This window comes from Micromonospora auratinigra (assembly GCF_900089595.1).
GTDB classification, from domain to species: domain Bacteria; phylum Actinomycetota; class Actinomycetes; order Mycobacteriales; family Micromonosporaceae; genus Micromonospora; species Micromonospora auratinigra.
The window spans coordinates 1,709,035-1,735,054 of the sequence record NZ_LT594323.1; the positions used below are offsets into that span (position 1 = coordinate 1,709,035).

Sequence of the window (26,020 nt, forward strand, 5' to 3'; positions counted from 1 at the left end):
TGCCACTCGAGTCGCGCGGTCGGAGCGGCTGGCCTAGTGTCGACAAGGTCAGCTTCCGCGAGCGGGGGAGGGGTGGTCCGGGATGGGTGTGAAGACCTTCATCCAGGGCTGGCCGGTCTACCGGCAGCTCACCGGCACCGACCCGCTCGGGCGGGGCGCCGCGGTCCGGTCGGGGCGCTCGGCGGCCCTGACCGCGCGGACCGAGACCGCCGACGGCGTGGCCCGCTCGGTCTGCCCGTACTGCGCGGTCGGCTGCGGGCAGCGGGTGTTCCACAAGGACGGGCAGGTCACCCAGATCGAGGGCGACCCGGACAGCCCGATCTCCCGGGGACGGCTCTGCCCGAAGGGCTCGGCCAGCAAGAGCCTGGTCACCAGCCCGCTGCGGCAGACCAAGGTCCGCTACCGCCGGCCGTACGCGACCGAGTGGGAGGACCTCGACCTCGACGTCGCGCTCGACATGATCGCCGACCGGATCCTCGCCGCCCGCGACGAGACCTGGGAGGACGTCGACGACGAGGGTCGGCCGCTGAACCGCACCCTGGGCATCTCCAGTCTCGGCGGGGCGACGCTGGACAACGAGGAGAACTACCTCATCAAGAAGCTGTTCACGGCGATGGGGGCACTCCAGATCGAGAACCAGGCCCGTATTTGACACTCCGCCACCGTCCCCGGTCTGGGGACCAGCTTCGGTCGCGGCGGCGCGACGGACTTCCAGCAGGACCTCGCCAACGCTGACGTCATCGTCATCCAGGGCTCCAACATGGCCGAGGCCCACCCGGTGGGCTTCCAGTGGGTGATGGAGGCCAAGAAGCGCGGCGCCAAGGTCTTCCACGTCGACCCCCGGTTCACCCGGACCAGCGCGCTCGCCGACACGTACCTGCCGATCCGGGCGGGCACCGACATCGCCCTGCTCGGCGGCGTGGTGCGCTACATCCTGGACAACGAGCTGGACTTCCGGGAGTACGTGCTGGCGTACACCAACGCGGCCACCATCGTCAGCGAGCGCTTCGCCGACACCGAGGACCTGGACGGCCTTTTCTCCGGCTACAACCCGGAGACCGGCTCGTACGACCACACCAGCTGGCAGTACGAGGGGCACCAGAACCGCATCCGGGCCCGGGGGACGGGCAAGGAGCGGGAGACCGCGGCCGGGATGCAGCACGAGTCGCACGGCGCGCCGGTGTCGGCCGAGACGCACCGGGACGAGACGCTGCGGCACCCCCGCTGCGTCTACCAGATCCTCAAGCGACACTTCGCCCGCTACACCCCGGAGATGGTCGAGCGGGTCTGCGGCATCCCCCAGGAGAAGTTCCTGGAGCTGGCCCGGGCCTGGACGGAGAACTCCGGCCGGGAGCGCACCGGGGCGCTGGTCTACTCGGTGGGCTGGACCCAGCACAGCGTCGGCGTGCAGTACATCCGTACCGGGGCGATCATCCAGACCCTGCTGGGCAACATGGGTCGCCCGGGCGGCGGTGTGCTGGCGCTGCGCGGGCACGCCAGCATCCAGGGCTCCACCGACATCCCGACGCTGTTCAACCTGCTGCCCGGCTATCTGCCGATGCCGCACCACGCCGACCACCCGACCTTCGACAAGTGGGTGGACAGCATCCGCCACCCCGGCCAGAAGGGCTTCTGGGGCAACTCGCGGGCCTTCGCGGCGAGCCTCCTCAAGGCGTACTGGGGGGACGCGGCGACGCCGGAGAACGACTTCTGCTACGGCTACCTGCCCCGGCTGACCGGCGACCACGGGACGTACCAGCAGGTGTTGAACATGATCGACGGCCACATCAAGGGCTACTTCCTGCTCGGGCAGAACCCGGCGGTCGGGTCGGCGCACGGCAAGGCCCAGCGGCTCGGCATGGCCAACCTCGACTGGCTGGTCGTGCGCGACCTGTTCATGATCGAGAGTGCCACGTTCTGGCAGAACAGCCCGGAGATCGCCACCGGTGAGATCGTGCCGGAGGAGTGCCGCACCGAGGTGTTCTTCCTGCCGGCGGCCTCGCACGTGGAGAAGGAGGGCACCTTCACCCAGACCCAGCGCCTGCTGCAGTGGCGGGAGAAGGCCGTCGACCCGCCGGGCGACTGCCGTTCCGAGCTGTGGTTCTTCTACCACCTCGGCCGGGTGCTGCGGGAGAAGCTGGCCGCCTCCACCAAGCCCCGCGACCGGGCGTTGCTCGACCTCGCCTGGGACTACCCGACCCACGGCGAGCACGCCGAGCCGAGCGCCGAGGCGGTGCTCAAGGAGATCAACGGCTACGAGGTGGCCACCGGCCGCCCACTGTCGGCGTTCGCCGAGGCCAAGGACGACGGCTCCACCGCGATCGGCTGCTGGATCTACTCCGGCGTCTACGCCGACGGCGTCAACCAGGCCGCCCGCCGTAAGTCCCGCCATGAGCAGGACTGGGTCGCCGCCGAGTGGGGCTGGGCGTGGCCGGCGAACCGCCGCACCCTCTACAACCGGGCCTCCGCCGACCCGGAGGGCCGGCCGTGGAGCGAGCGGAAGAAGTACGTCTGGTGGGACGCCGAGAAGGGCGAGTGGACCGGCCACGACGTGCCGGACTTCGAGAAGACCAAGCCGCCGACGTACCGGCCGCCGGATGACGCCTCCGGTCCGGAGGCCCTCGCCGGCGACGACCCGTTCGTCATGCAGGGCGACGGCAAGGCCTGGCTCTACGCGCCCAGCGGGGTGCTCGACGGGCCGCTGCCGACGCACTACGAACCGGCCGAGTCCCCCGTGCGCAACCCGCTGTACGGGCAGCAGGCCAACCCCACCCGCAAGATCTATGAGCACCCGGTGAACCGGATGAACCCGAGCCCGCCGGAGCCGCACAGCCAGGTCTTCCCGTACGTCTTCACGGTCAGCCGGCTCACCGAGCACCACACGGCGGGCGGGATGAGCCGCACCGTCCGGCCGCTCGCCGAGCTGCAGCCGGAGATGTTCGTGGAGGTGTCCCCGGAGCTGGCCGCCGAGGTCGGGCTGGCGCACCTGGGCTGGGCGCACCTGATCAGCGGGCGCGCGGTGATCGAGGCCAAGGTGCTGGTCACCGACCGGCTCGCCCCGCTGCGGGTGGACGGCCGGGTGATCCACCAGCTCTGGCTGCCGTACCATTTCGGCAGCGAGGGCCTGGTCACCGGCGACTCGGCCAACGACCTGTTCGGCATCACCCTGGACCCGAACGTGCTGATCCAGGAGAGCAAGGTCGGCACCTGCGACGTGCGGCCCGGCCGGCGCCCGACCGGGCCGGCGCTGCTCGACCTGGTCGCCGACTACCAACGGCGGGCCGGCATGACAGCGGACCGCCGGGTGCCGATCGTCACCACCGACGTGCTCGGCGGGGAGGACGCGGCCGGCAGCACCGACGAGCAGACCCCCGAGGCGGCGGCGCAGGACGGAGCGGGAGATGCCTGACGCCCACAGTCTCTACGGCCCGCTCGACCCGGCGCCGGACGCCGGCTGGACCGACGCCCCGCCCCGGATGGGCTTCTTCACCGACACCAGCGTCTGCATCGGCTGCAAGGCGTGCGAGGTCGCCTGCAAGGAGTGGAACGGCGTCCCGGAGTCGGGGTTCGACCTGCTCGGGATGTCGTACGACAACACCGGCGCGTTGACCGCCAACTCGTGGCGGCACGTCGCGTTCATCGAGCAGCCCCGCCCGGCCGGGCACCGCACGCCGCCGTTCGCCGGGAACCCGACCGGACCGGCGGTCAGCGCGGTCAGCGCCGCGGCGGCCACCGGCACCGGCAACGACACCGGCACCGACCCGGGGGTGCCGCCGGGGAAGCCGGACGCCGCCGCGCGGATGGCCGCCGGGCCGGAGTTCCTCGGCATGCCCGGCGCCCAGCCGCCCGGCCGGGACACCGGCGCCGAGTCGCGCACCGACTTCCGCTGGCTGATGATGTCCGACGTCTGCAAGCACTGCACGCACGCCGCCTGCCTGGACGTCTGCCCGACCGGCTCGCTGTTCCGCACCGAGTTCGGCACGGTGGTGGTGCAGGAGGACATCTGCAACGGCTGCGGCTACTGCATCTCCGCCTGCCCGTACGGCGTCATCGACCAGCGCAAGGACGACGGCCGGGCGTGGAAGTGCACGCTCTGCTACGACCGGCTCGGCGCCGGCATGACGCCCGCCTGCGCGCAGGCCTGCCCGACCGAGTCCATCCAGTACGGTCCCCTCGACGAGCTGCGGGAACGCGCCGCGCAGCGGGTCACCGCGCTGCACGAGCGGGGCGTGCCGGAGGCGCGGCTCTACGGCCACGACCCGACCGACGGCGTCGGCGGCGACGGCGCGTTCTTCCTGCTCCTCGACGAGCCGGAGGTGTACGGCCTGCCCCCGGACCCGGTGGTCACCACCCGGGACCTGCCGAAGATGTGGAAGCGGGCCGGGCTGGCCGCCCTGGCCATGACGGCGGCGGCCGTCGCCGCGTTCGTCGGAGGTTCATCGTGAGTCCGGACCGTGCCCCGGTGGGCACCCTGTTCCGCCGTTTCCGGGAGCGGCTCGCCGCCGAGGGCCCGGAGCGCCTGGGCGGCCCCGGCCACCCCACCGGCCACGGCGCGAAGGTCACCGCCACCCCCGGCGCCGACGCACCGGTGGGCACCGGCGGCGTGGGGCCGGCGGCGAACGGCACCGGCGCACGGGCCACCGGCGACGCCGGGGTGGCCCGCACCGACCGGGGGGCGCAGGAGGTCGGGCTCGCCCCGCACCCGCCCCGCGACGCCGAACCCGCCTCCCGGCCACGCCGGCGCGGCAAGGGCGGCGGCGAGCAGCTCAACGTCCCCCCGGCCGAGTTCACCTCCTACTACGGCCGGCCCATCCTCAAGGCGCCGGTGTGGCGCTGGGACATCGCCGCGTACCTGTTCACCGGTGGTCTCGCCGCCGGATCGTCGCTGCTCGCCGCGGGCGGGCAGCTGACCGGGCGGCCGGCCCTGCGCCGCGCCGGGCGGGTCACCTCGCTGGCCGCGGTCAGCGCCAGCGCGTACTTCCTCATCAACGACCTGGGCAAGCCGAGCCGGTTCCACCACATGCTGCGGGTGGCGAAGCTGACCTCGCCGATGAGCGTCGGCACCTGGATCCTGAGCGCCTTCGGGCCGGCCGCCGGCCTCGCCGCGATCGCCGAGGCGGCGCCCTGGCTGCCGCGGCGGGGCCTGGCCGGGGTCGGCCGCACCCTGCTGCCCCCGGTCGGGCAGGCCGCCGGGCTGGTCGCCGCCGTCACCGCGCCGGCCCTGGCCACGTACACCGGGGTGCTGCTGGCCGACACGGCGGTGCCGTCCTGGCACGAGGCGTACCCGGAGCTGCCGACCATCTTCGCGGGCAGCGCGCTGGCCAGCGGCGCGGGTGTGGGGCTGCTGGCCGCGCCGACCGGGCAGGCCGGCCCGGCGCGGCGGATGGCGGTCGCCGGGGCGGCGCTGGAGCTGTGGGGCGCCCACCGGGTCGAGAACCGGCTCGGGCTGCTCAGCGAACCGTACGCGCTCGGCACCGCCGGCCGGCTGCTGCGCGCCGGGCGGGCGCTGACCGCCGCCGGGGTGGCCGGCGCGCTGGTCGGCCGCCGCCACCGGTCGCTCTCCGCACTGTCCGGCGCCGCGCTGCTGGCCGCCTCGGTCTGCACCCGGTTCGGCATCTTCCACGGCGGCGTCGCGTCCGCGAAGGACCCGAGGTACACCGTGGTCCCGCAGCGCGAACGCGCCGACCGGCGGGCCGCCGAGCAGGGCTGAGGCCTCCCCGCGCGGGTGCCCCGACGCTGTGGTTGACTGCTGCGTGGAGGCGTTCAGGCGGCTGGTGCCCCTCCCGGTCTTCAAAACCGGTGTGGTCCGGGACCCGGGCCAGGCGGGTTCGATTCCCGTCCGTCTCCGCCAAGCGATCCGTGCCCCTCGGGGCCGGCCAGGGAGATGACCCGATGCGTGACGTCGACCCGCGTCGGCGGGTGCCGCGCACCGACGTGCTGCTCGCCGATCCGGCCCTGGCCGCCGCCGTGGGCACGCTCGGCCGCGACCGGGTCAAGGCCGCCGTGCTGCGCGCCCAGCAGCGGGCCCGCACCGGGGAGATCACCCCCGATCAGGTACGCGACGCCGCGCTGGCCGAGCTGCCGCCGCCCGCGCCCCGGGCGGTGCTCAACGCCACCGGCGTCGTGCTGCACACCAACCTGGGCCGGGCGCCGCTCTCCGCCGCCGCCGTCGAGGCGCTGGTCGCCGCCGCCGGGCACACCGACGTGGAGCTGGACCTGCGCACCGGCCGGCGGGCCCGGCGCGGCCGGGACGCGCTGGACGCGCTCGCCGCCGCCGTGCCCGACGCGGCCGCCGTGCACGTGGTCAACAACGGCGCCGCCGCGCTGGTGCTCGCCGCCACCGCCCTGGCCGCCGGCCGGGAGATCGTGGTCAGCCGGGGCGAGCTGGTCGAGATCGGCGACGGGTTCCGCCTGCCCGACCTGCTGGAGAGCACCGGAGCGCGGCTGCGCGAGGTGGGCACCACCAACCGCACGAGCCTCGCCGACTACGCCGCCGCCGTCGGCCCCGACACCGGGTTCGTGCTCAAGGTCCACCCGTCCAACTTCGTGGTCACCGGCTTCACCTCCGCCGTCGGCGTGCGGGAGCTGGCCACCCTCGGCGTGCCGGTGGTCGCCGACATCGGCTCCGGGCTGCTCGCCGCCGACCCGCTGCTGCCCGACGAGCCGGACGCCGCCGGCACCCTGCGCGCCGGCGCGCACCTGGTCACCGCCAGCGGCGACAAGCTGCTCGGCGGCCCGCAGGCCGGGCTGCTGCTCGGCACCGCCGACCTGGTCGGCCGGCTGCGCCGGCACCCGCTCGCCCGGGCGCTGCGGGTCGACAAGCTCACCCTGGCCGCGCTCGCCGCCACCCTGCACGGTCCCGACACCCCCACCCGGGCGGCGCTGCACGCCGACCCGGCCGCGCTGCGCGCCCGGGTCGAACTGCTGCGGGACCGGCTCGGCGCGGACGGCTGCAAGGCCGAGGTGGTGCCCAGCGCCGCCGTCGTCGGTGGCGGCGGCGCGCCCGGCGTGCAGCTCGACTCGTGGGCGCTGAGCCTGCCCGAGCGGTACGCCGAGCCGCTGCGCACCGGCGACCCGCCGGTGCTGGGCCGGGTGCTGCACGGCCGGCTGCTGCTGGACCTGCGCTGCGTACCGGTCGACGCGGACGACACCGTCCGCGCCGCGGTGCTGCGGGTGGGTGGTTGACGTGTGGGTGATCGCCACCGCCGGCCACGTCGACCACGGCAAGTCCACCCTGGTGCGGGCGCTGACCGGGATGGAGCCGGACCGGTGGGCCGAGGAGCGCCGCCGGGGCATGACCATCGACCTCGGTTTCGCCTGGACCACGCTGCCCTCGGGCGGGACGGTCGCCTTCGTCGACGTACCCGGCCACGAGCGGTTCGTGCCGAACATGCTGGCCGGCGTCGGCCCCGCCCCGGCCGCGTTGATCGTGGTCGGCGCGGACGAGGGTTGGATGCCGCAGTCCGCCGAGCACCTGGCCGCCCTCGACGCGCTCGGGGTCTCGTACGGGCTGCTCGCGGTGACCCGCGCGGACCTGGCCGATCCGGGACCGGCGGCCGAGCGGGCCCGCCGGGAGATCGCCGCGACGTCGCTGGGCGAGGTGGAGGCGGTGGCGGTCAGCGGGGTGTCCGGCGCCGGCCTGCCCGAGCTGCGCGCCGCCCTGGACCGGCTGGTCGCCCGGCTGCCCGCCCCGGTCGGGGACGCGCCGGTGCGGCTCTGGGTGGACCGGTCGTTCACCATCCGGGGCAGCGGCACGGTGGTCACCGGCACCCTCGGCGCGGGCCGGCTGCGCGTCGGCGACCAGCTCGAACTGACCGGCTCGGGGGAGCCGGTGCGGGTGCGGGGCCTGCAGTCGCTGGGCACCGCGCGGGACGCGGTCGACGCGGTGGCCCGGGTGGCGGTGAACCTGCGCGGCGTCGCCCGCGACCGGGTCGCCCGGGGCGACGCCCTGCTGAGCCCCGGCCGGTTCCACCGCACCGACCTGCTGGACGTGCGGCTCGCCGGGGACGCCGCCGCCGACCTGCCCGCCACCCTCACCCTGCACGTCGGGTCCGCCGCCGTGCCCGCCCGGGTCCGGCCGCTCGGCCCGGACACCGTACGGCTGCGGCTGGCCCGCCCGCTGCCGCTGCTGATCGGCGACCGGGCCCTGCTGCGCGACCCGGGGCGGCACCACGTGGCCGGCGGGGTGACGGTGCTCGACGTGGCCCCGCCGCCGCTGCGCCGCCGGGGCGCGGCGACCGCCCGGGCGGGCGTCCTCGCCGGGCTGGACGGCCGGCCCGAACTCGCCGGGGAGCTGCGCCGCCGACGCCTGGTGCGCGCCGGCGAGCTGACCCGGATGGGGGTGGCGGCCACCGCCACCCCGGTCGCCGGGGACTGGCTGGCCGACCCCGCGCACTGGCGGGAGCTGGCGACCCGCCTCACCACGGAGGTCACCCGGTACGCCCGGGAGCACCCGCTCGAGCCGGGCGTCCCGGTCGACGTGCTGCGCCACCGGCTGGAGCTGCCGGACCGGGCGCTGGTGGAGGCGCTGGTCCGCCCGCCGCTGCGGCTGTCGGCCGGCCGGGTCGGCGCCGCCGACGCCGCCGGGCTGCCCGCCCCGGTGGCCCGGGCGGTCGAGCGGGTCCGCGCCGAGTACGGCGACCGTCCGTTCCAGGCGCCCGAGGCGTACCGCCTCGCCGACCTGGGCCTGGGCCCCCGGGAGATCGGCGCGGCGGTGCGGGCCGGGGCGCTGCTGAAGCTGGCCGACAACGTGGTGCTGCTGCCGGGGGCGCTCGACGACGCGGTCCGGGTCCTGGCCGGGCTGCCGCAGCCGTTCACGCTCAGCGCCGCCCGGCAGGCCCTCGACACCACCCGCCGGGTGGCGGTGCCGCTGCTGGAGCTGCTGGACCGGCGCGGCGCGACCCGCCGGCTCCCCGACGACGCCCGCGAGGTGGTCACCCCGGCGGGCTGAGCACCGGCTCAGGCCGGCGGCGCGGCGTCCGCGCCGGTCGGCTGCCCCAACCGGCCCCGCCCGCCCGCGACGGTCACCTACGGTGACGCCATGGACCCTTCCGCCATCTGGCGGGACAAGAACCACCGGTGGCGGATCGAGGCCTACCGGGCGCCCGACCTGCGCTTCGCCATCTTCGCCACGAACGGCCCCACCGAGTCCGCGCCGCTGTGGCTGTTCGGGATGGCGGCGCTGGCCCGCTGGCTGATGACCCACGCGATCTCCCTGGACGACCTGGAGACCGACTGATGGGCGCCCAGCTCGCGGTGGTGCTGCTGCTGGTGCTGGTCAACGCCGCGCTCTCCGGCAGCGAGATGGCGATGGTGACGCTGCGAGAGGGGCAGCTGCGCCGGCTGGGCCGGGCCGGTGGGGCCGGTGCCCGGGTGGTCCGGTTGGCGCGCGAGCCGAACCGCTACCTGGCCACCATCCAGCTCGGCATCACGCTGGCCGGCTTCCTCGCCTCGGCCGCCGCTGCGGTGTCCCTGGCGCAGCCGCTGGTCGGCCCGCTGGGCTTCCTCGGCCGCGCGGCCCACCCGGTCGCGGTGCTGCTGGTCACCGTGGCGCTGACCTTCGTCACCCTCGTCGTCGGCGAGCTGGCCCCGAAGCGGCTGGCGATGCAGTCGGCGGAACGGTGGGCGCTGCTCGGCGCGGCGCCGCTGGACCTGCTGTCCCGGCTGTCCCGGCCGGCGGTGTGGCTGCTCAGCCGCACCACCGACCTGCTGGTCCGGCTGGCCGGCGGCGATCCCCGCGCCGGCCGGCAGGAGATGACCGAGGAGGAGCTGCGGGAGCTGCTGGTCAGCCAGCGCGGGCTCTCCGCGCAGCAGCGGGAGATCCTGGCCGGCGCCTTCGACATCGCCGGCCGGACCCTGCGGGAGGTGCTGGTCACCCGGCGCGACGTGATGCTGCTGCCCGCCGCGCTGCCGGCGGCGGAGGCGATGCGCCGGCTGGCCGCCGCCGGCCGGTCCCGGGCGCCGGTCACCGGCCCCGGCGGCCTGGACGACGTGTGCGGGGTGGTGCACATCCGCGACCTGGTCGACGCCGACGGCGCGAGCACCGGGCAGCGGGCCCGGCCGCCGGTCCTGCTGCCGGCCAGCCTGCCGGTGGCCGACGCGATGCGGCAGCTGCGCCAGGGCCACGAGCGGCTGGCCCTGGTGGTGGACGAGTACGGCGGGATCGACGGCCTGGTCACCATGGAGGACCTGCTCGAGGAGGTGGTCGGCGAGCTGTACGACGAGACCGACGCCGACGTGCGCCGGGCCGTGCGCGAGCCGGACGGTGCGCTGCTGCTGCCCGGCGACTTCCCGCTGTACGACCTGCCCGACGCCGGGGTACGGGTCACCTTCCCGCTGTCGCGTGACTACACCACGGTGGCCGGGCTGGTGCTGGCCGGGCTGGGCCGGCTGCCGGAGCACGCGGGGGAGCGGGTGCGGCTGCCGGGGCTCACCGTCGAGGTGGTCGAGGTGGCAGACCGGGCGATCCGCCGGGTGCGGCTGCGCGGTGCGGCCGTCGGCTGCCCGGAGGAGTGAGCCCGACCGGGTGACGTGGTCGCGAAACGTCCCGTACCGGCGTGGAACGGACGTACCGTGCGGGGCGTGAAGGACCGAGGAATGCGGACGTTCATCGCGGTGCTGGCCGGCCTCGCGGTCATCTACTTCGGCGCGACCGGGCACCGGAACAACGGCGGTGAGGGTGGTATCTCCGGCGGGGTCGTGCTGCTGGCCCTGCTCGCCTCGGCGCTGGCCTGGAACCTGACCAAGCCCGCCGCGAAGTGAGCCGCGTGCTCAGCCGGCCGCGGCGGCCGTGCGGCTGACCTCGCCGGCCGACTCCTCGCCCAGCGCCACCCGCACCAGCGCCGACGCCAGCCGCCCGAACTCGCCCTCGCCGACCAGCCCGGCCAGCCCGCTCGGGTTCGCCGGCAGCCCCAGTCGCCGGGCTCCCGCCAACGCCCGCCGGTCGGCGTACGGGCGCACGTCCGGCCAGACCGTCTGCGCCTCGCGCAGGAAGATGTCCGCCCCGGTCGGTCCGATGCCGGGGAACTCGGTGAGCAGCCGGCGCAGCACCGCGCGGTCCCCGTCCGCCTCCTTGTGCATCCGGCGCAGGTCGCCGTGCCAGCGGTCCAGGCAGAGCCGGGCGCCGGTGCCGAGCATGGTGGCGGTCCGTTCGTCGTAGCGCCGGTAGTGGCCGCGCCCGAGCGCGTCGACCCGGTCCTGCCAGCTCGCCGCCTCCATCGCCTGCGGGGTGCGGTAGCCGGCCGCGAAGAGCTCCCGGGCCGCCGCCACCGCCACCGACGCCCGGATCCGGGTGCTCAGCAGCGTGGTGAGCACCAGCAGTTGGTAGAGCGGGCCGGGCCGGTCGGCCAGCGCGATGCCGGCCTCCTCGGCGTACGTGCGGCCCTGCCGGTCCAGCAGCGTCCGCGCCACGTTCCGATCGTTCGCCATCCGGTAGGGGTACCCGCCCCGGCCCGCTCCAGACCCGCCCGGGCGGGCCCGAATGCCGGCCGGGGCGACGGGTACCCGGGCCACGTGCGCGGCCCACGCCGCGTGCTCCACCGGAGGGAGAGGCCTGTGGTCAAGCCGCAGCAGGAGGAACTGCGCCGCAACGACAAGGGCGCCACCAGCCAGGACAGTCGGCAGGGGATGCCGGCCGCCGGGGGCTCGCGCAGCCGCGGCACGTCCAACGGCGACGCGGGCCGGCCGGTACCGAAGGGGCAGGTATCGCCCTACGGTCCGGCCGGTGAACCCGTCGCGGACGACGACAGCGACCGCTGATCAGCGGCCCGTCGGCGGCCGCAGCCTCCGCCAGGTGGCTGCGGCCGCCAGTCCGTACGCCAGGTGCGGCACCAGGTCGGCGAGCCAGTCGGCCCGCCGCCAGGTGCGCGGGTCGGTGACCCGCAGCGCGGCCATCGACCCGTCGGAGGTGGCCATCACGCCGCCGCCGAGCAGGCCCACCGCGACCGGCGCCGGGATCCGTCGCCGGGCGGCGAGCACTCCGAACAGCGCCCCGGCGGCGATGCCCGTGCCGTAGCCGAGCACCGGCCCGAGGCCGGAGCGCCGGTTCGCCGCCGCCGGCTCGGCGCCGAGGTCGACGTGCGCCGCACCGGCCAGGGCGCGGGCGGTCTCCTCCGGGGTGCTGCTCGCCGGGCGCGCCCGTACCGCCATGTCCAGGTAGCTGACGATGTTCAGGGCGGCGCTGCCGACGGCGCCGGCGATGGCGCCGTCGACCGCGGGTGCCGCTCTCACTTCGGGTCGCCCGGTTCGCGCTCACCCTTGGGGCCGTAGGTCCGCTCGCCCCGGACCACGCCCCGCTGGCCCCGGTCGTCCTGCAGGATCCGGTTGGCGACCTGGTTCGCCTCCTGGTCCGACGCGCGCCCCGACTGTTCGATCACATCGCGCAGCCTGGCCCGTTCCTTGTCGTACGCGTTGCTGCCCGGCCGTGGTCCTGGCATCGCTGCCTCCTGACGGTCGTCGTGGCTTCCCGGCCGTCTACCCGCCGGGCGCGCCGCCAACCGTTCAGTCCGGCGCGCGGACCACCGCCACCGGGCAGTCGGCGCGGTGCAGCACCCCCTGACTCACCGACCCCAGCAGCAGCCCGCTCAGCTGGCCGCGCCCCTGCGCCCCCACCACCAGCAGTTGGGCGCTGCGGGAGGCGTCGGTGAGCACCGCGACCGGACGCCCGTGCGTCACCTCCCGGGTGACCGGCACCTGCGGCCACCGCTCGGCCAGCCCGGTGAGCGACTCGGCGACGACCCGGTCCTCCTCGCCGTGCAGCTGGTCCTCGTCGTACACCAGGGGTTGCATGTCGCCCGGGCCGCCGGAGCGCGGGTGGGTGTAGGCGTGCACGGCGTGCAGCGGGGCGCCGCGCACGGCGGCCTCCTCGGCGGCGAACTCCACCGCGGCGCGCGACAGCGCGGAGCCGTCCACCCCGACCACCACCGGGCCCTGCGGGCGGTCCGCGCCGCGGGCCACCAGCACCGGGCAGTCGGCGTAGGCCGCCACCTGCAGCGCCACCGAGCCGACCACCAGCGCGGCGAAGCCACCCAGCCCGCGGTCGCCGAGCACGAACATGGCGGCGGTGGGGGCCTCGCCGAGCAGCGCGGCCGCTGCCTCGCCGTCGATGATCTCCCCGGTCACCCGCAGCCCGGGGGCGGCGGCCTCCGCCCGTGCCACGGCGGCGGCGACCAGCTCCTCGGCCTGGTGCCGCAGGCCGCCGCCGGGTGGCCCCCCGGAGAGCTGTTCGGTGGGTACGCGCAGCAGCGGCCAGATGAACCCGTGCACCACCCGCAGCGGTCGGTGCCGGCGGGCCGCCTCGCCCGCCGCCAGGTCGACGGCCCGCAGCGCCTGCTCCGAGCCGTCCACCCCGACCACCACCGCCGCGCCGTTCGCCGAGTTCACCCCGTACCTCCCTGACCGCCGCCCGCCCGCGGCCAGTATCGCGGCCGGCGGACCCCGGCCGGGGCGATACCGCCGCAGCCCACCCGTCGGTACGCTGGCGTGCATCGCCCGAGCAAGGGAGCCTCGTCGATGGCCGAGCCCGACCAGCCGAGCACCGCCCGCATGATCGACTTCTGGCTCGGCGGCGGGCACCACTTCCCGGTGGACGTCGCCGCGGCCCGGGCGTTCGAGGGGGCGTACGGGCCCTGCGCGGCGATCTTCCGGTCGCTGCGCGACTTCCTCGGCCGGGCGGTCCGCGCGATCGCCGACGACGGGGTGGACGGCTTCCTGGTCTTCGGCGCCGGGGTGCCCACCCGGGGCAACGTGCACGAGGTGGCCCCGGAGGCGACCGTCCTCTACACCGACGTCGACCCGGTGACCATCCGGCTCGGCCAGCGGCTGCTCGCCGACAGCGACCGGGCCGGCTACGGCTTCGGCGACGCCACCGACATCGGCACGATCGACCCGGCGCAGCTGCACCGGTTCGTGCCGGGGTGGGGGAGGAGGCCGGTCGGTGTGGTCTTCCTCGGGCTGGCCGCGTTCCTCGACGATGCCACCCTGGCCCGCACCCTCGACGAGCTGTACGAGGCGGTCGCCCCGGGCAGCGTCCTCGCCGTCGACTTCGACAGCGAGGAACTGGCCGCGCACCCGCAGGCGCTGGCGATGATGGGGCCGGCGTTCCGGATGCGCGCGCCGGCGGCGTTCGCGCCACTGCTGGGTCGCTGGCAGCCGACCGACGACGGCATCGTGCCGGTGGCCCGGTGGCGCGCCGAGGGCCCGCCGGAGCCCGTCCCGGACGCCTTCCTCGGTGGCATCGCCCGCAAGCCGGCGCCCTGACCGGGTGCCGCCTCAGGTCGGGTTCGCGCAGCTCAGGGCCGGCGAGCGGGCTACCGGTGGCGACGGTCGGAGCCGGGGCGTCGGGATGTCGGCCGCCCTCCGTATGATGCTTGCTCCACAGCAATAGTCGGCTTCGGAGGATCAGCATGCCGCACCGGCCCGGACAGGTGGCCCGCGCACTGCGCGCGGCCCCGCCCGACCAGTTGGCGGAGGCCGCCGACCAGGCTCTCCGTCTGGCGCTCGGGGCGTCCCGGACCGAGGTCTTCATCGCCGACTACCGCTTCACCGGCCTGTGGCCGGTGCTCGACCCCGAGCGGCGCGAGGGCGGCCCGCTCGCCGGTCAGGGCGGGGCGCAGCGCTGTTTCAGCAGCCAGCAGCCGGTGCTCGACACCGACGATGACGGCCACTGCCGCGCCTACCTGCCGCTGTCGGTGTGGGGCGAGCGGCTGGGGGTGCTGCTGGTCGAGCTGCCGCAGACCCCGGCGGGCAGCACGGTGGAGGCGGCCCGGGACGTGGCCGGTGACCTGGCGGTCGCGCTGCGCGCCGCCGACCGGGAGACCGACCGCTACCGCCGGGCGCGCCGCCGGGAGCGGCTCAGCATGGCCGCCGAGATGCAGTGGGACCTGCTGCCCGGGCGCAGCGTCCGGCACGGCGACGTGGTGCTGGCCGGTCAGCTCGAACCGGCCTACACCGTCGGCGGCGACCACTTCGACTGGTCGCTCGACGGGGACCGGCTCACCGTGACGGTGCTCAACGGCGCCGGCAGCGGGCTGGCCGCGTCCCTGCTGACCGCGGTCACGGTGAACGCGATGCGCAACGCCCGGCGCTCGGGCGGGAGCCTGGTCGAGCAGGCCGAGCTGGCTTCGGACACCATCTTCTACCAGCACCGCGGGGCGCGGCACGTGGCCACGCTGCTGCTCGAGTTGGACTGCCGGCGCGGGGTGGTGCGGGCGGTGGACGCCGGCTCGCCGCACCTGATCCGGCTGCGGGGCGGGTCGGCCGAGCGGATCGGCCTGGAGCAGCAGTTGCCGCTGGGCATGTTCGCCGAGACCCGGTACGACGTGCAGGAGTTCACCGTGGAGCCCGGGGACCGACTGTTCGCGGTCAGTGACGGGGTGTACGCGGCGCAGCCCGACGGCCAGGAGCCGTACGGGGAAAAGGCCATGGCGCGGGCGATGCGGTCCACTCGGCTGCAGCCGGCCACCGAGGCAGTTGGTACGGTGATGCGCGAACTGCACGCGTACCACGTCGACGCGGATCTCCACGACGACGCGGTCGTCGTCTGCCTGGACTGGCGCGGTTCCAGCCCGGCGCACGACGAGGGCGGGCGGTAACCGGACGGCGGGGAACACGAGCGGGACGATCGCAGGGGACAGCGGGTGGAGCGACCTCCTAATCTCGCCGCAGCCATTGACGCGGCTGCCGAGGCGCTCGTCGGTGTGCTCGACTCCGCCACCGCCCGGCACGTCACCGTCTCCCCGACGCAGCTGCGCGTGCTCTCGCTGATCATGGCTCATCCGCAGAGCAACGTGAACCGGCTGGCCGAGCTGTTGGACGTGGTGCCGTCCTCGGCGAGCCGGCTCTGCGACCGCCTGGAGGCGGTCGGCCTGTTGCGGCGGGTGGTGGATCCGCGCGACCGGCGCGAGGTGCGGCTGGTCCCCACGGCGGGGGCGGAGACCCTGCTGCGGGAGCTGAAGGAGCGGCGGCACCAGGCGGTGCAGGCCGTGCTCGACCGGATGCCCAACCGGGTGCAGCACGAGTTGCTGCTGGCCCTGCTGGCGTTCAGCCAGGCGGCGTCGACGGGCGCCCCGGTCGACTCCGACACCACCGCCCGCACGGCCTGACCAGCGACCCACCCGACCGCGTTCCGCTACTCAGCTAGTGTCCTAGGATGCCTCACGGGTAGTGCGACGCGGCACACACCCACAGGCGACGCCACCAGGGCCACGGGCACCGGGGCGGGCGGGAAGCGCCCGATATAGTGGCAGCGCAACGTGGCCGGCTCATGATCGACGCGATCAGGGCCGTGTCGGGGGAGGTCCCAGCCCGGGACTGCACAGGGCGCCGGCGTCGACCGGCCGGCAACGCGCACGAACCTGGAGGAGCGGCCCGTCAACGGCCGGTCGCCGGAGCGTGCCGCGAAGGGAGGTTCGGTGTCGCGTCGGCCGGCTCCGTCGGAGCACCCGGCTCCGGGCGGTACGACGGCGGTCGTGGGGGACCGTGTCCTCACCCTGCCCAACCTGATCAGCTTCGTGCGTCTCGTCGGCGTACCGCTCTTCCTCTATCTCTTCCTGGTCGTCAAGGCCGATGTCGCGGCCATCGTGGTGCTGGCCATCGGCGGCACCAGCGACTGGGTGGACGGCTGGATCGCGCGCCGGATGCACCAGGTCAGCCGCCTCGGCGAGCTGCTCGACCCGCTCGCCGACCGGCTCTACATCCTGGCCACCCTGCTGGCGTTCACCGCCCGCGAGGTGGTGCCCTGGCAGTTCACCGCGGCGCTGCTGGCCCGCGAGTTGCTGCTGCTCGGCTCGCTGGGGGTGCTGCGCCGGTACGGGTACGGCCCGCCGCCGGTGCACTACGTGGGCAAGACGGCGACCTTCCTGCTGCTGGCCGCGTTCCCGATCCTGCTGCTGGCCGCCGCGGCGCCGGGCGCGGCCACCGTGGCGGGCGCGATCGGCTGGGGCCTGGCCTGGTGGGGTCTGGTGCTCTACTGGGTCGCCGGGGCGATGTACGTGGTGCAGGCGTACCGGCTGGTGAAGGCGATGCGGGCGCGCCGGGCCGGGGGTGCGGCGTGAGCGCGCCGGGCCGGGAGCAGCGGGACCCGTCGGCGCGGGTGTTCGCGCCGGACTTCCTGACCGAGTTGTTCCGCAACCCGTTGGATCCGGGGTACGCCGACGCGGCGGCCCGGCGCCGGCGGGAGCCGCCGTCGGCGGCGCGGCGGCTGTTGGCGCGGCCGGTGGGCCTGGTGGTGGTCGTGGTGATCGGGTTCCTGTTCGCGGTGGCGTACCGGGAGACGATGGCCGAGGAGCCGGGTCGGGCGAAGGCGCGGGCCGGGCTGGTCACCGAGATCAAGCAGCGTGAGGCCGAGACGGACCGGTTGACCGCGCGGGCGGACCAGTTGCGCGAAGAGGTGAACCGGGAGCGGGACGCGGCGCTGAGCGGTTCGCAGGCGTACCGGCTGCGCAACCTGGAGGCGGGTACCGGGTTGGCGCGGGTGCGCGGTGACGGTGTGGTGGTGCGGTTGGCCGACGCGCAGGGTGACAAGGACGCGGTGACGGGGGCCGACGCCGGTCCGGACCACGTGCTGTACTCGGACCTGCAGAAGGTGGCGAACGCGTTGTGGGCGGCGGGCGCGGAGGCGGTGGCGGTCAACGGGCAACGGCTGACGGCGACGTCGACGATCCGGTCGGCGGGTGAGGCGATCCTGGTGGACTACCGGCCGGTGACGAGCCCGTACGAGGTGTCGGCGATCGGGCCGGGGTCGATGCGGGACAAGTTCGACGGTAGCCGCGCGGCGAGTCTGATGCGTGAGGTGGCGCGGTCGACGGGGTTGTCCTTCGGGGTCAAGGACGCGGAGGGGCTCACGTTGCCGGCCGCGCCGCAGCCACGGCTACGCTACGCCGAGTCCCCGGTCAGTCCGAGCCCGTCGCCGGGTTCGGGTGTGGTGGGTTCGTCCAGTCCCCGGCCGTCCGGTTCGGGGGTTTCTCCCAGTCCCTCCGGAGGTGGCCGATGATCGCGGTGCTGGCGTTGCTCGCCGGTGTGGTGCTCGGGGTGTATCTGGACCCGACGGTGCCCGCGGCGTTGCAGCCGTACCTGCCGATCGCGGTGGTGGCGGCGCTCGACGCGGTGTTCGGTGGGGTGCGGGCGAAGTTGGACCGGATCTTCGACGACAAGCAGTTCGTGGTGTCGTTCATCTCGAACGTGCTGGTGGCGGGTCTGATCGTGTACCTGGGGGATCAGCTCGGGGTGGGTGGTCAGTTGTCCACCGGTGTGGTGGTCGTGCTGGGTGTGCGCATCTTCGGCAATGTGGCGGCGATCCGTCGGCACCTGTTCCGGGCGTAGGTGTGGTGGCGATGAGCGAGGAGCACAGCGAGACGGGTACGGGGTGGCCGGTGCCGGCGGGACCGGGTCGGCCGTCGGGTCCGGCGGGTGAGCCGGATCCGCGCCCGGACGCGCCGGATCCGGACGAGGTGAGCCCGTTGGCGCCCTCCGAGCCCGTGGTGGAGCCGGTGGTCGAGCCTGCGGAGCCGGGTGTGGGTGAGCCGCAGGTGCCGCCGGTGGAGGAGTCGGCGGGGTCGGCTCCGGTGGGGCGGCGGTTGACGTCGGCGGGCGCGATGATCGCGGTGTTGTTGGCGTTGCTGGGGTTCACGTTGGTGGTGCAGTTGAAGACGACGTCGACGGATCCGACGCTCGCGGCGACGCGGGAGGAGGATCTGGTGCGGATCTCGTCGGATCTGGATTCGCGGGAGCGCCGGTTGCGGCAGGACATCGAGGCGTTGGAGGAGAGCCAGCGTCAGTTGCGTTCGGGTGAGCAGGGTCGGCAGGCGGCGTTGGAGGAGGCGACGCGGCGGGCGGACGAGTTGGGCATCCTGGCGGGGACGTTGCCGGCGGTGGGTCCGGGGCTGACGGTGCGGTTCGAGGGTCCGGCGAAGGCGGTGTCGTCGGTGCGGATCCTGGACGCGGTGCAGGAGTTGCGGGGCGCGGGCGCGGAGGCGATGCAGATCGCCGGGGCGGACGGTGCGGCGGTGCGGATCATCGCGTCGACGTATTTCGTGGACGCCGAGGGTGGTGGTCTGGTGGTGGACGGGAAGCGGTTGGCGGGTCCGTTCACGATCACGGTGATCGGTGACCCGGCGACGATGCGTACGGCGTTGAACATTCCGGGCGGGGTGGTCGCGGCGGTGCGGGACGACGGCGGTAACGTGACGCCCGAGGATCGTGAGGTTGTGGAGGTTTCGCAGCTGCACGCGCCGATCAAGCTGGATCACGCCCGGCCGGTTTCCTGACCGGTCGCGGCGGCGCCGGTGTGTCTCCGGTGCCTCGATGGATGAAGGACGCAGCTGGTGATTCCTGAGGATCTGCGGTATACCGCCGAGCACGAGTGGGTGGCCGGTGGTGGCGGCGCGGCCGTCCGGATCGGTATCACGCACTTCGCGCAGGATGCGTTGGGTGACATCGTGTTCGTCCAGTTGCCGGACGAGGGTGCGGTGGTGGCGGCGGGTGAGTCGCTGGGTGAGATCGAGTCGACGAAGAGCGTGTCGGAGATCTACGCGCCGGTGAGTGGGACGGTGGCGGCGCGTAACGCGGCGTTGGCGGACACTCCTGAGCTGATCAACACGGATCCGTACGGTGCCGGGTGGCTGGTGGAGATCACGCCGGAGGATCCGGGTGCGGTCGAGGGTCTGTTGACCGCCGAGGCGTACCGCGAGCTCACTGAGAGCTGAGTTGTCGTGCCGGTCGGCGGGATCTTGTTCCGCGCGTCCGGTTGCCCTGCTTTTCGGCGCTGGCTAGGCTCGCCCAGTCGACCGAGAACCCAATAGTTGAGTGTTGTGGAATGCGCCTTCCCGGGCACGGGGAGCCAGCCGCCGGGTGTGTGTCTGCCCGGCGGCCAGACCCGCCATTGCCGCGACGCCGACCGAAACAGATCCGTGAGGTGGTCCCCATGACGCGCCCAGACGACGAGTTCCCCCCGCTCGACGTCACTTCGACGCTCAATCTCGGTTCGCTCGACGAAGTGCTGGAGGGTCCGGACACCGATGTGGTGCCGAGCCGGATGTCCGGTTCGTTGCCGCCGGGGATGGCGCTGCTGGTGGTTCGCCGGGGTCCGAATGCGGGTGCCCGGTTCCTGTTGGACCACGATGTGACGACGAGTGGCCGGCACCCGGACAGTGACATCTTCCTGGACGACGTGACGGTGTCGCGGCGGCACGCGGAGTTCCACCGGGACGGTGGGACGTTCACGGTGCGCGACGTGGGCAGTCTGAACGGCACGTACGTGAACCGGGAGCGGGTCGAGGCGGCCACGTTGAGCAATGGTGACGAGGTGCAGATCGGTAAGTTCCGGGTGGTGTTCATCGCCGGTCCGCGTCCGGAGGAGGCCGGCCGGGGGTGAACGAGCCTGCGGCTTCGACGCCTCCCGGGGCGGCGCGTGCGACCCCGCTGATGAGTATCGGCGAGGTGTTGGCGCAGTTGCGGGTGGAGTTCCCGGACGTGACGATCTCGAAGTTGCGGTTTCTGGAGGCCGAGGGCCTGGTGGAGCCGCAGCGGACGCCGGCGGGGTATCGGAAGTACGGCTGGGACGATGTGGCGCGGTTGCGGTTCGTGTTGACCGCGCAGCGGGACCAGTATCTGCCGTTGCGGGTGATCCGTGACCAGTTGGCGGAGTGGGACGCGTCGGGTGCGGGGCCGGGGCGGCAGCGGCCGGCGTTGGTCGCGGTCGGTCCCGGTGGTGAGGTGCCGGGTCGGGAGGTCGCGGAGTCCGCCGAGTCGTCGGAGGTGCGGCTGGGTCGGGCGGATCTGGTGTCCCGCAGTGGCATCGACGAGTCGACGTTGGTGGAGTTGGAGCGGCTCGGTGTGCTGGTGCCGGATCCGGCGGGTTGGTACGACGCGGATGGGTTGATCATCGCGTCGGCGGTGGCGGGTCTGGCGGCGTACGGGTTCCAGCCGCGGCACCTGCGGGGTTACCGGACGGCGGCGGATCGTGAGGTTGGTCTGTTCGCGCAGTTGGTGGCGCCGTTGGCGCGGCAGAGTGATCCGGCGGCGCGGGCGCGGGCGGCGGAGACGGCGCGGGAGTTGGTGGCGTTGTCGCAGCAGTTGCACGCGGCTCTGGTGCGGGTGGGGCTGCGGTCGACGTTGGGTCGTTGAGTGGTGTGGCGTGGGGCCGGGTGTCGTGGGGGCGCCCGGCCCTTCGTCGTGGGTGGGCGCGGAAAGATCTGCTGCGGGGTGCGTGTCGTAGGCTTGCCGGGGTAATCGCGTTTCTGGCGGGGCGTGGTGCACGTAGCGCATGGGACTCTCGTGTCGCGGTCCGTGTACCGTGCAGGCAAGGGCGCGGTGCGTAGGCGACGACGACACGGAGGCGGGCGGTGCGCGAGCTGAGCGTGGTCGGAGTTCGGGTGGAGTTGCCCAGCAACCAGCCGATCGTCCTGCTGCGGGAGGTCGAGGGGGACCGCTATCTGCCGATCTGGATCGGCGCGGTCGAGGCGACGGCGATCGCCTATGAGCAGCAGGGGGTCAAGCCGGCGCGGCCGTTGACGCATGACCTGTTGCGCGATGTGCTGGCGGCGTTGCAGGCGCCGTTGCGGGCGGTGGAGATCACCGAGTTGAAGGAGAACGTCTTCTACGCGGATCTGTTGCTCGGTGACGGGGTGCGGGTGTCCGCGCGGCCGAGTGATTCCATCGCGTTGGCGTTGCGGGTGGGTGCTCCGATTCGTTGTGCGGAGCAGGTCCTCTCCGAGGCGGGGATCGTGATCCCGGACGAGCAGGAGGACGAGGTGGAGAAGTTCCGGGAGTTCCTGGATCAGGTGCGTCCGGAGGACTTCGCGGGTTGAGTGGGGTCCGGGGTCGGTGGCCCTGGTGGTGATCTTCCTGGTGGTGGCGCGGCGTGTCGTGCTGCTTCCTGCGTGGTAAGTCCTGGGGGCCGCTATAGGGTTGCGGTGTCGAGGGGTGCGCGTACGGGGAGACGGCGTGGCACCGCGCGGGCGGGGAGGTTGTCCGGATGCACGAGTCGCGTGATCCTGATCCGGGTTCGGCACAGCAGCAGCCCGAGCCGGTGGTGGACGGTGAGGTGGGTTACCGGGGCGTGACCGCCTGTCCGGCGGTGGGGATCAGTTACCGCCAGTTGGACTACTGGGCGCGCACGGGTCTGGTGGTGCCGAGTGTGCGGGACGCGTCGGGTTCCGGGACGTCGCGCTTGTACTCCTTCCGCGACCTGGTGGTGTTGAAGGTCGTGAAGCGGTTGTTGGACGCCGGGGTGTCGTTGCAGAACATCCGTCGGGCGATCGAGGCGTTGCGGTCGCGTGGGGTGGAGGATCTGGCGGGCATCACGTTGATCTCCGACGGGACGACGGTGTACGAGTGCCGGTCGCCGGAGGAGGTGGTCGACCTGTTGCAGGGCGGCCAGGGGGTGTTCGGTATCGCGATCGGTGGGGCGTTCAAGGAGATCCAGGGTTCGTTGTCGCACCTGCCGGCGGAGCCTGCGGCTGGCCGGGAGCCGGCGGCTGCGCCGGTGGTGGCGGCCGAGTCGGTGGAGCCGGTGGGTGACGAGTTGGCGGCGCGGCGGGCGCGTCGTCGGGCGGGTTGACCCGTCGATATCGGAGTTCCGGTGGACCGCGCCGCGCCCAAAAGGGTACGGGGTGGTCCACTTTTTTCGTGACGGCACGTGTCCGGGATGGGTGGCGGGGTCGGCGGTCGGTGGCGCGGCCGGGTGTTCGGCGTATGTGCGCAGGTCGCGACGGGGTCGGGGGCTTGTCCGAAAAGGAATGCGGGCGGGTCCGGCAGGAGGCCTTTTCCACGCAGTGTGGTGGTGTGATCGCGTCGTGCCATCGGGTGGCGGCGCGGCGTTGACTGTCCGTAGTTGACAGTTGTCGGGAATCGGATAGGGCCGGGGTGAGCCGTCGTCGCGGAGGCGCTATGGTCCCCTTCGGTCGCTTGCGCGTGACGTTGCTGCGGACCGCGGTGTGTCGCGTGCCGGCTGCCGGTGCCCCTTTCGCGCGGCTGTGTCCGCGTGACCCCTCACCCCGAGAGGAACCACCCATGACGGTCACCGAAGAGACCACCCCGATCTCCCACTACGAGCGCATCGGCGGCGCCGCGGCGGTGAAGGCGGCGGTGGAGCTGTTCTACGACAAGGTGCTGGCCGACCCGGAGCTGGCCGGCTACTTCACCGCGGTGGACATGCCCGAGCAGCGCCGGCACCTGGCGCTGATGCTGGCCGTGGTGCTGGGGGGCCCGAACGAGTACGCCGGCCGCGGGCTGGCCGAGGCGCACCAGCCGCTGAACATCCCGCCGGCGCACTACGCGCTGGTGGGTGAGCACCTGACGGCGACGCTGACCGAGTTGGGCGTGCCGGCCGACGTCATCGCCGACGTGCAGGTCGTGCTGGGTCAGGTGCGTGACCAGGTCGTGTCGGCGGGGATCGCCTGAGCGTGGACGCGGCACGGTTGAAGCAGAGCTGGTCCCTGGTCGCGGCGCACGGCGACCAGGTGCCGCTCTACTTCTACTCCACGTTGTTCCTGGCCCATCCCGAGACGCGGCAGATGTTCCCCACGAACATGGCCGGTCAGCGGGACCGCCTGGTGACCGCGTTGGGGCACATCGTGTCCCACGTGGACCAGGTGGAGCGTCTCGTCGGGTTCCTGCAGGAGCTCGGCGCCGATCACCGGAAGTTCGCGGTGCGCGCGGAGCACTATCCGGCGGTCGGTGAGGCGTTGCTGGCCACGCTGCGGCATTTCCTCGGTGAGGTGTGGACCGAGGACCTGGCCGCGGAGTGGGCGGCGGCGTACGGGCTGGTGTCGAAGGTGATGGTCGAGTCGGCGCAGGCGGCGGAGTCGGTGTCGCCGCCGTGGTGGGTGGCGGAGATCCTCGCCCACGAGCGGCGCACGTTCGACGTGGCGGTGCTGACGGTGCGCCCGCAGTACCTGCTGCCGTTCACCCCGGGCCAGTCGGTCGGGGTGTCGCATCCGTCGGTGCGGTCGTGGCGGTACTACTCGCCGGCGAACGCGCCCCGCCCGGACGGGACGCTGGAGCTGCACGTGCGGGCGACACCGGGTGGTGTGGTGTCGTCGCGGCTGGTGTACGGGTGCGCGGTCGGTGACCAGATCCATCTGGCGTCGCCGGTGGGGGACCGGTTGACGTTGTGGCCGGCGGGGTCGGCGGATCTGCTGCTGTTGGCCGCCGGGACCGGCTGGGCGCCGGTGAAGGCCCTCGTCGAGCAGGTCGCGGCGGAGAACTCGGGCCGGCGGGTGGACCTGTACGTGGGAGCCCGCTCGCGGTCGGAGTTCTACGACGCGGAGTCGATCGACAAGATGGCCGCGTCGTACCCGTGGTTGACGGTGACGTACGTGGTCGGCGCGGATCCGCTGCGGCCGGGCGAGGTCGTCCAGGTCGCGGACCGGGCGTTGGCCGACGGTGACTGGCGGGCCCGGCACGTGTTCGTGTGCGGGTCAGACGAGATGGTGGGCCACTCGGTGTCGGCGTTGACCCGGGCCGGCTACCAGGCCGGTCAGCTGCACCACGAGGGTTTCGGCAAGTACTGGTACGGGCCGACCTGGCGGACGGCGACCGCCCCTGACGATCTCGGAGGTGTCCGGTGAGCGCGACCCCGATCAGCAGGTACGAGAGTGGACAGTTCTCCGGCGCGGTGCAGGTGCGCCTGACGTCGGACCGGGTGCGGCGGTGGGAGTTCGGCAGCGCGTCGTTCACCCGCCGCGGCTACGACCACGCCGACGTGGACCGGTTCAAGGTGCAGGTCGCCGACGAGATGGACCTGCTGGCCACGCAGGTGGCGAACCTGCGCGCGGAGGTCGAGCGGCTGCAGGACCAGTTGGAGCTGCACCGGCACGGGGTGCTGCCGAGCACCGACCCGAAGGCGGTGCTGCCGGCGGCGAAGGAGGTCAACCTGCTGTCGGCGGCGCAGCGGGAGGCGGAGCAGATCATCGCGCAGGCGCACGACTACGCCCGCCGGGTCGCCGAGTACGCGCAGGTGCAGTACGAGGCGTACATGCGGGCGGCCGCCGAGGAGGCCAAGCAGGAGGCCGAGCGGGCGGTCGCGCAGTACCGCAGCAGCGCGGGGGCGAACTTCGACGATTCGGTGGCGACCCGGGAGGCGTTGCGGATCTTCGGCGAGATGATGATGTCGCACATGCGGGCGGCGGCGCGGCACCTGGACGACGGCAGTGAGCAGTTGGCGCGCACGATGGAGCGCCTCGCCCGGGAGAGCGCCCCGGTGGGGGCCGGTCCGTCGCAGGCCGCCCTGCCCCGGCACCACCGCTGAGTGCGGCGGCGCGGCCCGTCCGGTGTGCGCCGGGCGGGCCGCGCCGCTCGCGGCTCAGTCGGTGAGCGCGGCGATCGCGTCGGCGATGGGGGTCTCCCCGCCGACGAGTTCCAGGGTCAGTCCGGCGGTGGCGGGGGCGTACAGCAGGGCGAGCAGCACCCGGGCCACGTCGGCGCGGGTGACCGGGCCGGGTTCGACGTGGCGGGCGAGGCTGATCCGCCCGACGGGCTCGTCGTCGGTGAGCCGTCCGGGCCGCAGCACGGTCACGTCGAGGTCGCGGCCGGTGACGTCCTGCTCGGCGGCCTTCTTCGCGCTCAGGTAGGCCGCCCACACGTCGTCGCTGCCGGCGGCGGGTGCGGCGTCCACGCCCATCGACGAGACGAGCAGGTAGCGGCGGACGCCGGCGCGGTGGGCGGCGTCGGCGAGCAGCACGGCGGCGGCCCGGTCGACGCTGTCCTTGCGGGCCGCGCCGCTGCCGGGGCCGGCGCCGGCGGCGAACACCACCGCGTCGGCGTCGGTGAGGTGCCCGGCGACGGTGTCGACGTCGGTGTGTTCCAGGTCGCACACGACGGGTTCGGCGCCGGTGGCGCGCAGCGCGGCCGCGTGGTCGGGGTTGCGGATCAGTCCGACGGCGGTGTCGCCGCGTCCGGCGAGTTCCCGTTCCAGCAGTTTGGCGATCTTGCCGTGTCCTCCGGCGATGACGACGCGCATACCCCTCAACCTAGTCGTGCCGGGCCGTCGGGGCCGGGGGATCGCCGCCGGGGGTGGGCGGTG

29 protein-coding genes and 1 tRNA gene are annotated in these 26,020 nt (G+C 74.1%); 25 read left to right on the plus strand and 5 right to left on the minus strand.

The genetic code is table 11. The features are described from left to right. Nucleotides 1–82 precede the first annotated feature (82 nt). From fdh to GA0070611_RS07710, 9 genes are all read left to right on the plus strand, one after another. The gene (gene fdh, locus GA0070611_RS07675) at nt 83–3,409 is read left to right on the plus strand and encodes a formate dehydrogenase (RefSeq protein WP_231921360.1); all 3,327 of its coding nucleotides are present in this window, start codon (nt 83–85) and stop codon (nt 3,407–3,409) included. After that, nucleotides 3,402–4,445, plus strand: coding sequence for a 4Fe-4S dicluster domain-containing protein (locus GA0070611_RS07680; RefSeq protein ID WP_091659896.1), 1,044 nt, complete (start codon nt 3,402–3,404; stop codon nt 4,443–4,445). The genes fdh and GA0070611_RS07680 overlap by 8 nt, the downstream gene beginning before the upstream one ends. Continuing rightward, on the plus strand, nt 4,442–5,710 hold the full coding sequence (nrfD, locus tag GA0070611_RS07685; protein ID WP_231921361.1) for an NrfD/PsrC family molybdoenzyme membrane anchor subunit: 1,269 nt from the start codon (nt 4,442–4,444) through the stop codon (nt 5,708–5,710). The genes GA0070611_RS07680 and nrfD overlap by 4 nt, the downstream gene beginning before the upstream one ends. 45 nt (nt 5,711–5,755) lie before the next feature. After that, nucleotides 5,756–5,851, plus strand: a tRNA-Sec gene (locus tag GA0070611_RS31010). A gap of 41 nt (nt 5,852–5,892) precedes the next feature. Then, nucleotides 5,893–7,185, plus strand: a complete 1,293-nt coding sequence (selA, locus tag GA0070611_RS07690; RefSeq protein WP_091659901.1) for an L-seryl-tRNA(Sec) selenium transferase — start codon at nt 5,893–5,895, stop codon at nt 7,183–7,185. Nucleotide 7,186: 1 nt separating this feature from the next. After that, the gene (gene selB, locus GA0070611_RS07695) at nt 7,187–8,950 is read left to right on the plus strand and encodes a selenocysteine-specific translation elongation factor (protein WP_091659904.1); all 1,764 of its coding nucleotides are present in this window, start codon (nt 7,187–7,189) and stop codon (nt 8,948–8,950) included. 90 nt (nt 8,951–9,040) lie between these two features. Continuing rightward, complete coding sequence (locus GA0070611_RS07700; RefSeq protein WP_091659909.1) at nt 9,041–9,238, plus strand: hypothetical protein; 198 nt, start codon at nt 9,041–9,043, stop codon at nt 9,236–9,238. Then, nucleotides 9,238–10,515, plus strand: a complete 1,278-nt coding sequence (locus tag GA0070611_RS07705) for a hemolysin family protein (protein ID WP_091659913.1) — start codon at nt 9,238–9,240, stop codon at nt 10,513–10,515. Before GA0070611_RS07700 ends, GA0070611_RS07705 begins: the two co-directional genes overlap by 1 nt. Nucleotides 10,516–10,581: 66 nt before the next feature. After that, nucleotides 10,582–10,761 (plus strand): hypothetical protein, encoded by a 180-nt coding sequence (locus GA0070611_RS07710; protein ID WP_091659917.1) that lies wholly within the window; start codon nt 10,582–10,584, stop codon nt 10,759–10,761. A gap of 9 nt (nt 10,762–10,770) precedes the next feature. Here GA0070611_RS07710 and GA0070611_RS07715 read toward each other — a convergent pair whose 3' ends face one another. After that, complete coding sequence (locus GA0070611_RS07715; protein ID WP_091659922.1) at nt 10,771–11,427, minus strand: hypothetical protein; 657 nt, start codon at nt 11,425–11,427, stop codon at nt 10,771–10,773. A 126-nt stretch (nt 11,428–11,553) separates the two neighbouring features. Between GA0070611_RS07715 and GA0070611_RS07720 the strand changes: the two genes are divergently transcribed. Then, complete coding sequence (locus GA0070611_RS07720) at nt 11,554–11,757, plus strand: hypothetical protein (protein WP_091659927.1); 204 nt, start codon at nt 11,554–11,556, stop codon at nt 11,755–11,757. On the opposite strand, the gene GA0070611_RS07725 is transcribed toward GA0070611_RS07720, so the two are convergent. The 3 genes from GA0070611_RS07725 to GA0070611_RS07735 all read right to left on the minus strand — a co-directional run bounded on the left by GA0070611_RS07725 (nt 11,758) and on the right by GA0070611_RS07735 (nt 13,380). Then, a complete protein-coding gene (locus GA0070611_RS07725; RefSeq protein WP_091659930.1) occupies nt 11,758–12,228 on the minus strand; it encodes a hypothetical protein in 471 nt (156 codons plus the stop codon). Next, nucleotides 12,225–12,434 (minus strand): phosphatidylethanolamine-binding protein, encoded by a 210-nt coding sequence (locus tag GA0070611_RS07730; RefSeq protein WP_091659933.1) that lies wholly within the window; start codon nt 12,432–12,434, stop codon nt 12,225–12,227. Before GA0070611_RS07730 ends, GA0070611_RS07725 begins: the two co-directional genes overlap by 4 nt. Nucleotides 12,435–12,498: 64 nt before the next feature. Beyond that, nucleotides 12,499–13,380 carry a universal stress protein gene (locus GA0070611_RS07735; RefSeq protein WP_091659938.1) on the minus strand — a complete coding sequence of 294 codons (882 nt, stop codon included), beginning with the start codon at nt 13,378–13,380 and terminating at the stop codon, nt 12,499–12,501. A 129-nt stretch (nt 13,381–13,509) separates the two neighbouring features. Here GA0070611_RS07735 and GA0070611_RS07740 point away from each other — a divergent pair, with 129 nt between their 5' ends. From GA0070611_RS07740 to GA0070611_RS07810, 15 genes are all read left to right on the plus strand, one after another. Next, nucleotides 13,510–14,256, plus strand: coding sequence for an SAM-dependent methyltransferase (locus tag GA0070611_RS07740; protein ID WP_091659942.1), 747 nt, complete (start codon nt 13,510–13,512; stop codon nt 14,254–14,256). A 146-nt stretch (nt 14,257–14,402) separates the two neighbouring features. Continuing rightward, nucleotides 14,403–15,590 (plus strand): PP2C family protein-serine/threonine phosphatase, encoded by a 1,188-nt coding sequence (locus tag GA0070611_RS07745; RefSeq protein WP_091659946.1) that lies wholly within the window; start codon nt 14,403–14,405, stop codon nt 15,588–15,590. A gap of 45 nt (nt 15,591–15,635) precedes the next feature. Further along, on the plus strand, nt 15,636–16,100 hold the full coding sequence (locus tag GA0070611_RS07750; RefSeq protein ID WP_091659949.1) for a MarR family winged helix-turn-helix transcriptional regulator: 465 nt from the start codon (nt 15,636–15,638) through the stop codon (nt 16,098–16,100). 309 nt (nt 16,101–16,409) lie between these two features. Next, complete coding sequence (locus GA0070611_RS07755) at nt 16,410–17,051, plus strand: CDP-alcohol phosphatidyltransferase family protein (protein ID WP_091659953.1); 642 nt, start codon at nt 16,410–16,412, stop codon at nt 17,049–17,051. Beyond that, the gene (locus GA0070611_RS07760) at nt 17,048–17,989 is read left to right on the plus strand and encodes a DUF881 domain-containing protein (protein ID WP_091659955.1); all 942 of its coding nucleotides are present in this window, start codon (nt 17,048–17,050) and stop codon (nt 17,987–17,989) included. The genes GA0070611_RS07755 and GA0070611_RS07760 overlap by 4 nt, the downstream gene beginning before the upstream one ends. Further along, nucleotides 17,986–18,318 (plus strand): small basic family protein, encoded by a 333-nt coding sequence (locus GA0070611_RS07765; protein ID WP_007071104.1) that lies wholly within the window; start codon nt 17,986–17,988, stop codon nt 18,316–18,318. The genes GA0070611_RS07760 and GA0070611_RS07765 overlap by 4 nt, the downstream gene beginning before the upstream one ends. A gap of 11 nt (nt 18,319–18,329) precedes the next feature. Further along, on the plus strand, nt 18,330–19,262 hold the full coding sequence (locus GA0070611_RS07770; RefSeq protein WP_091672617.1) for a DUF881 domain-containing protein: 933 nt from the start codon (nt 18,330–18,332) through the stop codon (nt 19,260–19,262). Nucleotides 19,263–19,319: 57 nt separating this feature from the next. Beyond that, nucleotides 19,320–19,700, plus strand: a complete 381-nt coding sequence (gene gcvH / locus GA0070611_RS07775) for a glycine cleavage system protein GcvH (protein ID WP_091659958.1) — start codon at nt 19,320–19,322, stop codon at nt 19,698–19,700. A 218-nt stretch (nt 19,701–19,918) separates the two neighbouring features. Then, nucleotides 19,919–20,368, plus strand: a complete 450-nt coding sequence (odhI, locus tag GA0070611_RS07780; RefSeq protein WP_046570336.1) for an oxoglutarate dehydrogenase inhibitor Odhl — start codon at nt 19,919–19,921, stop codon at nt 20,366–20,368. A 50-nt stretch (nt 20,369–20,418) separates the two neighbouring features. Further along, entirely contained in the window at nt 20,419–21,120 is a 702-nt protein-coding gene (ftsR, locus tag GA0070611_RS07785) for a transcriptional regulator FtsR (protein WP_197675876.1), read from the plus strand. 218 nt (nt 21,121–21,338) lie between these two features. Then, a complete protein-coding gene (locus tag GA0070611_RS07790; protein ID WP_091577612.1) occupies nt 21,339–21,803 on the plus strand; it encodes a bifunctional nuclease family protein in 465 nt (154 codons plus the stop codon). A 167-nt stretch (nt 21,804–21,970) separates the two neighbouring features. Next, a complete protein-coding gene (locus tag GA0070611_RS07795; protein ID WP_091659967.1) occupies nt 21,971–22,555 on the plus strand; it encodes a MerR family transcriptional regulator in 585 nt (194 codons plus the stop codon). Nucleotides 22,556–23,007: 452 nt separating this feature from the next. Next, nucleotides 23,008–23,397 (plus strand): group I truncated hemoglobin, encoded by a 390-nt coding sequence (locus GA0070611_RS07800; RefSeq protein WP_091659972.1) that lies wholly within the window; start codon nt 23,008–23,010, stop codon nt 23,395–23,397. 2 nt (nt 23,398–23,399) lie between these two features. Continuing rightward, nucleotides 23,400–24,566, plus strand: coding sequence for a globin domain-containing protein (locus GA0070611_RS07805; protein WP_091659975.1), 1,167 nt, complete (start codon nt 23,400–23,402; stop codon nt 24,564–24,566). After that, complete coding sequence (locus GA0070611_RS07810; RefSeq protein ID WP_091659980.1) at nt 24,563–25,246, plus strand: DivIVA domain-containing protein; 684 nt, start codon at nt 24,563–24,565, stop codon at nt 25,244–25,246. The genes GA0070611_RS07805 and GA0070611_RS07810 overlap by 4 nt, the downstream gene beginning before the upstream one ends. A 54-nt stretch (nt 25,247–25,300) precedes the next feature. Here GA0070611_RS07810 and GA0070611_RS07815 read toward each other — a convergent pair whose 3' ends face one another. Beyond that, a complete protein-coding gene (locus GA0070611_RS07815) occupies nt 25,301–25,957 on the minus strand; it encodes an NAD(P)H-binding protein (protein WP_091659983.1) in 657 nt (218 codons plus the stop codon). Nucleotides 25,958–26,020 lie beyond the last annotated feature (63 nt).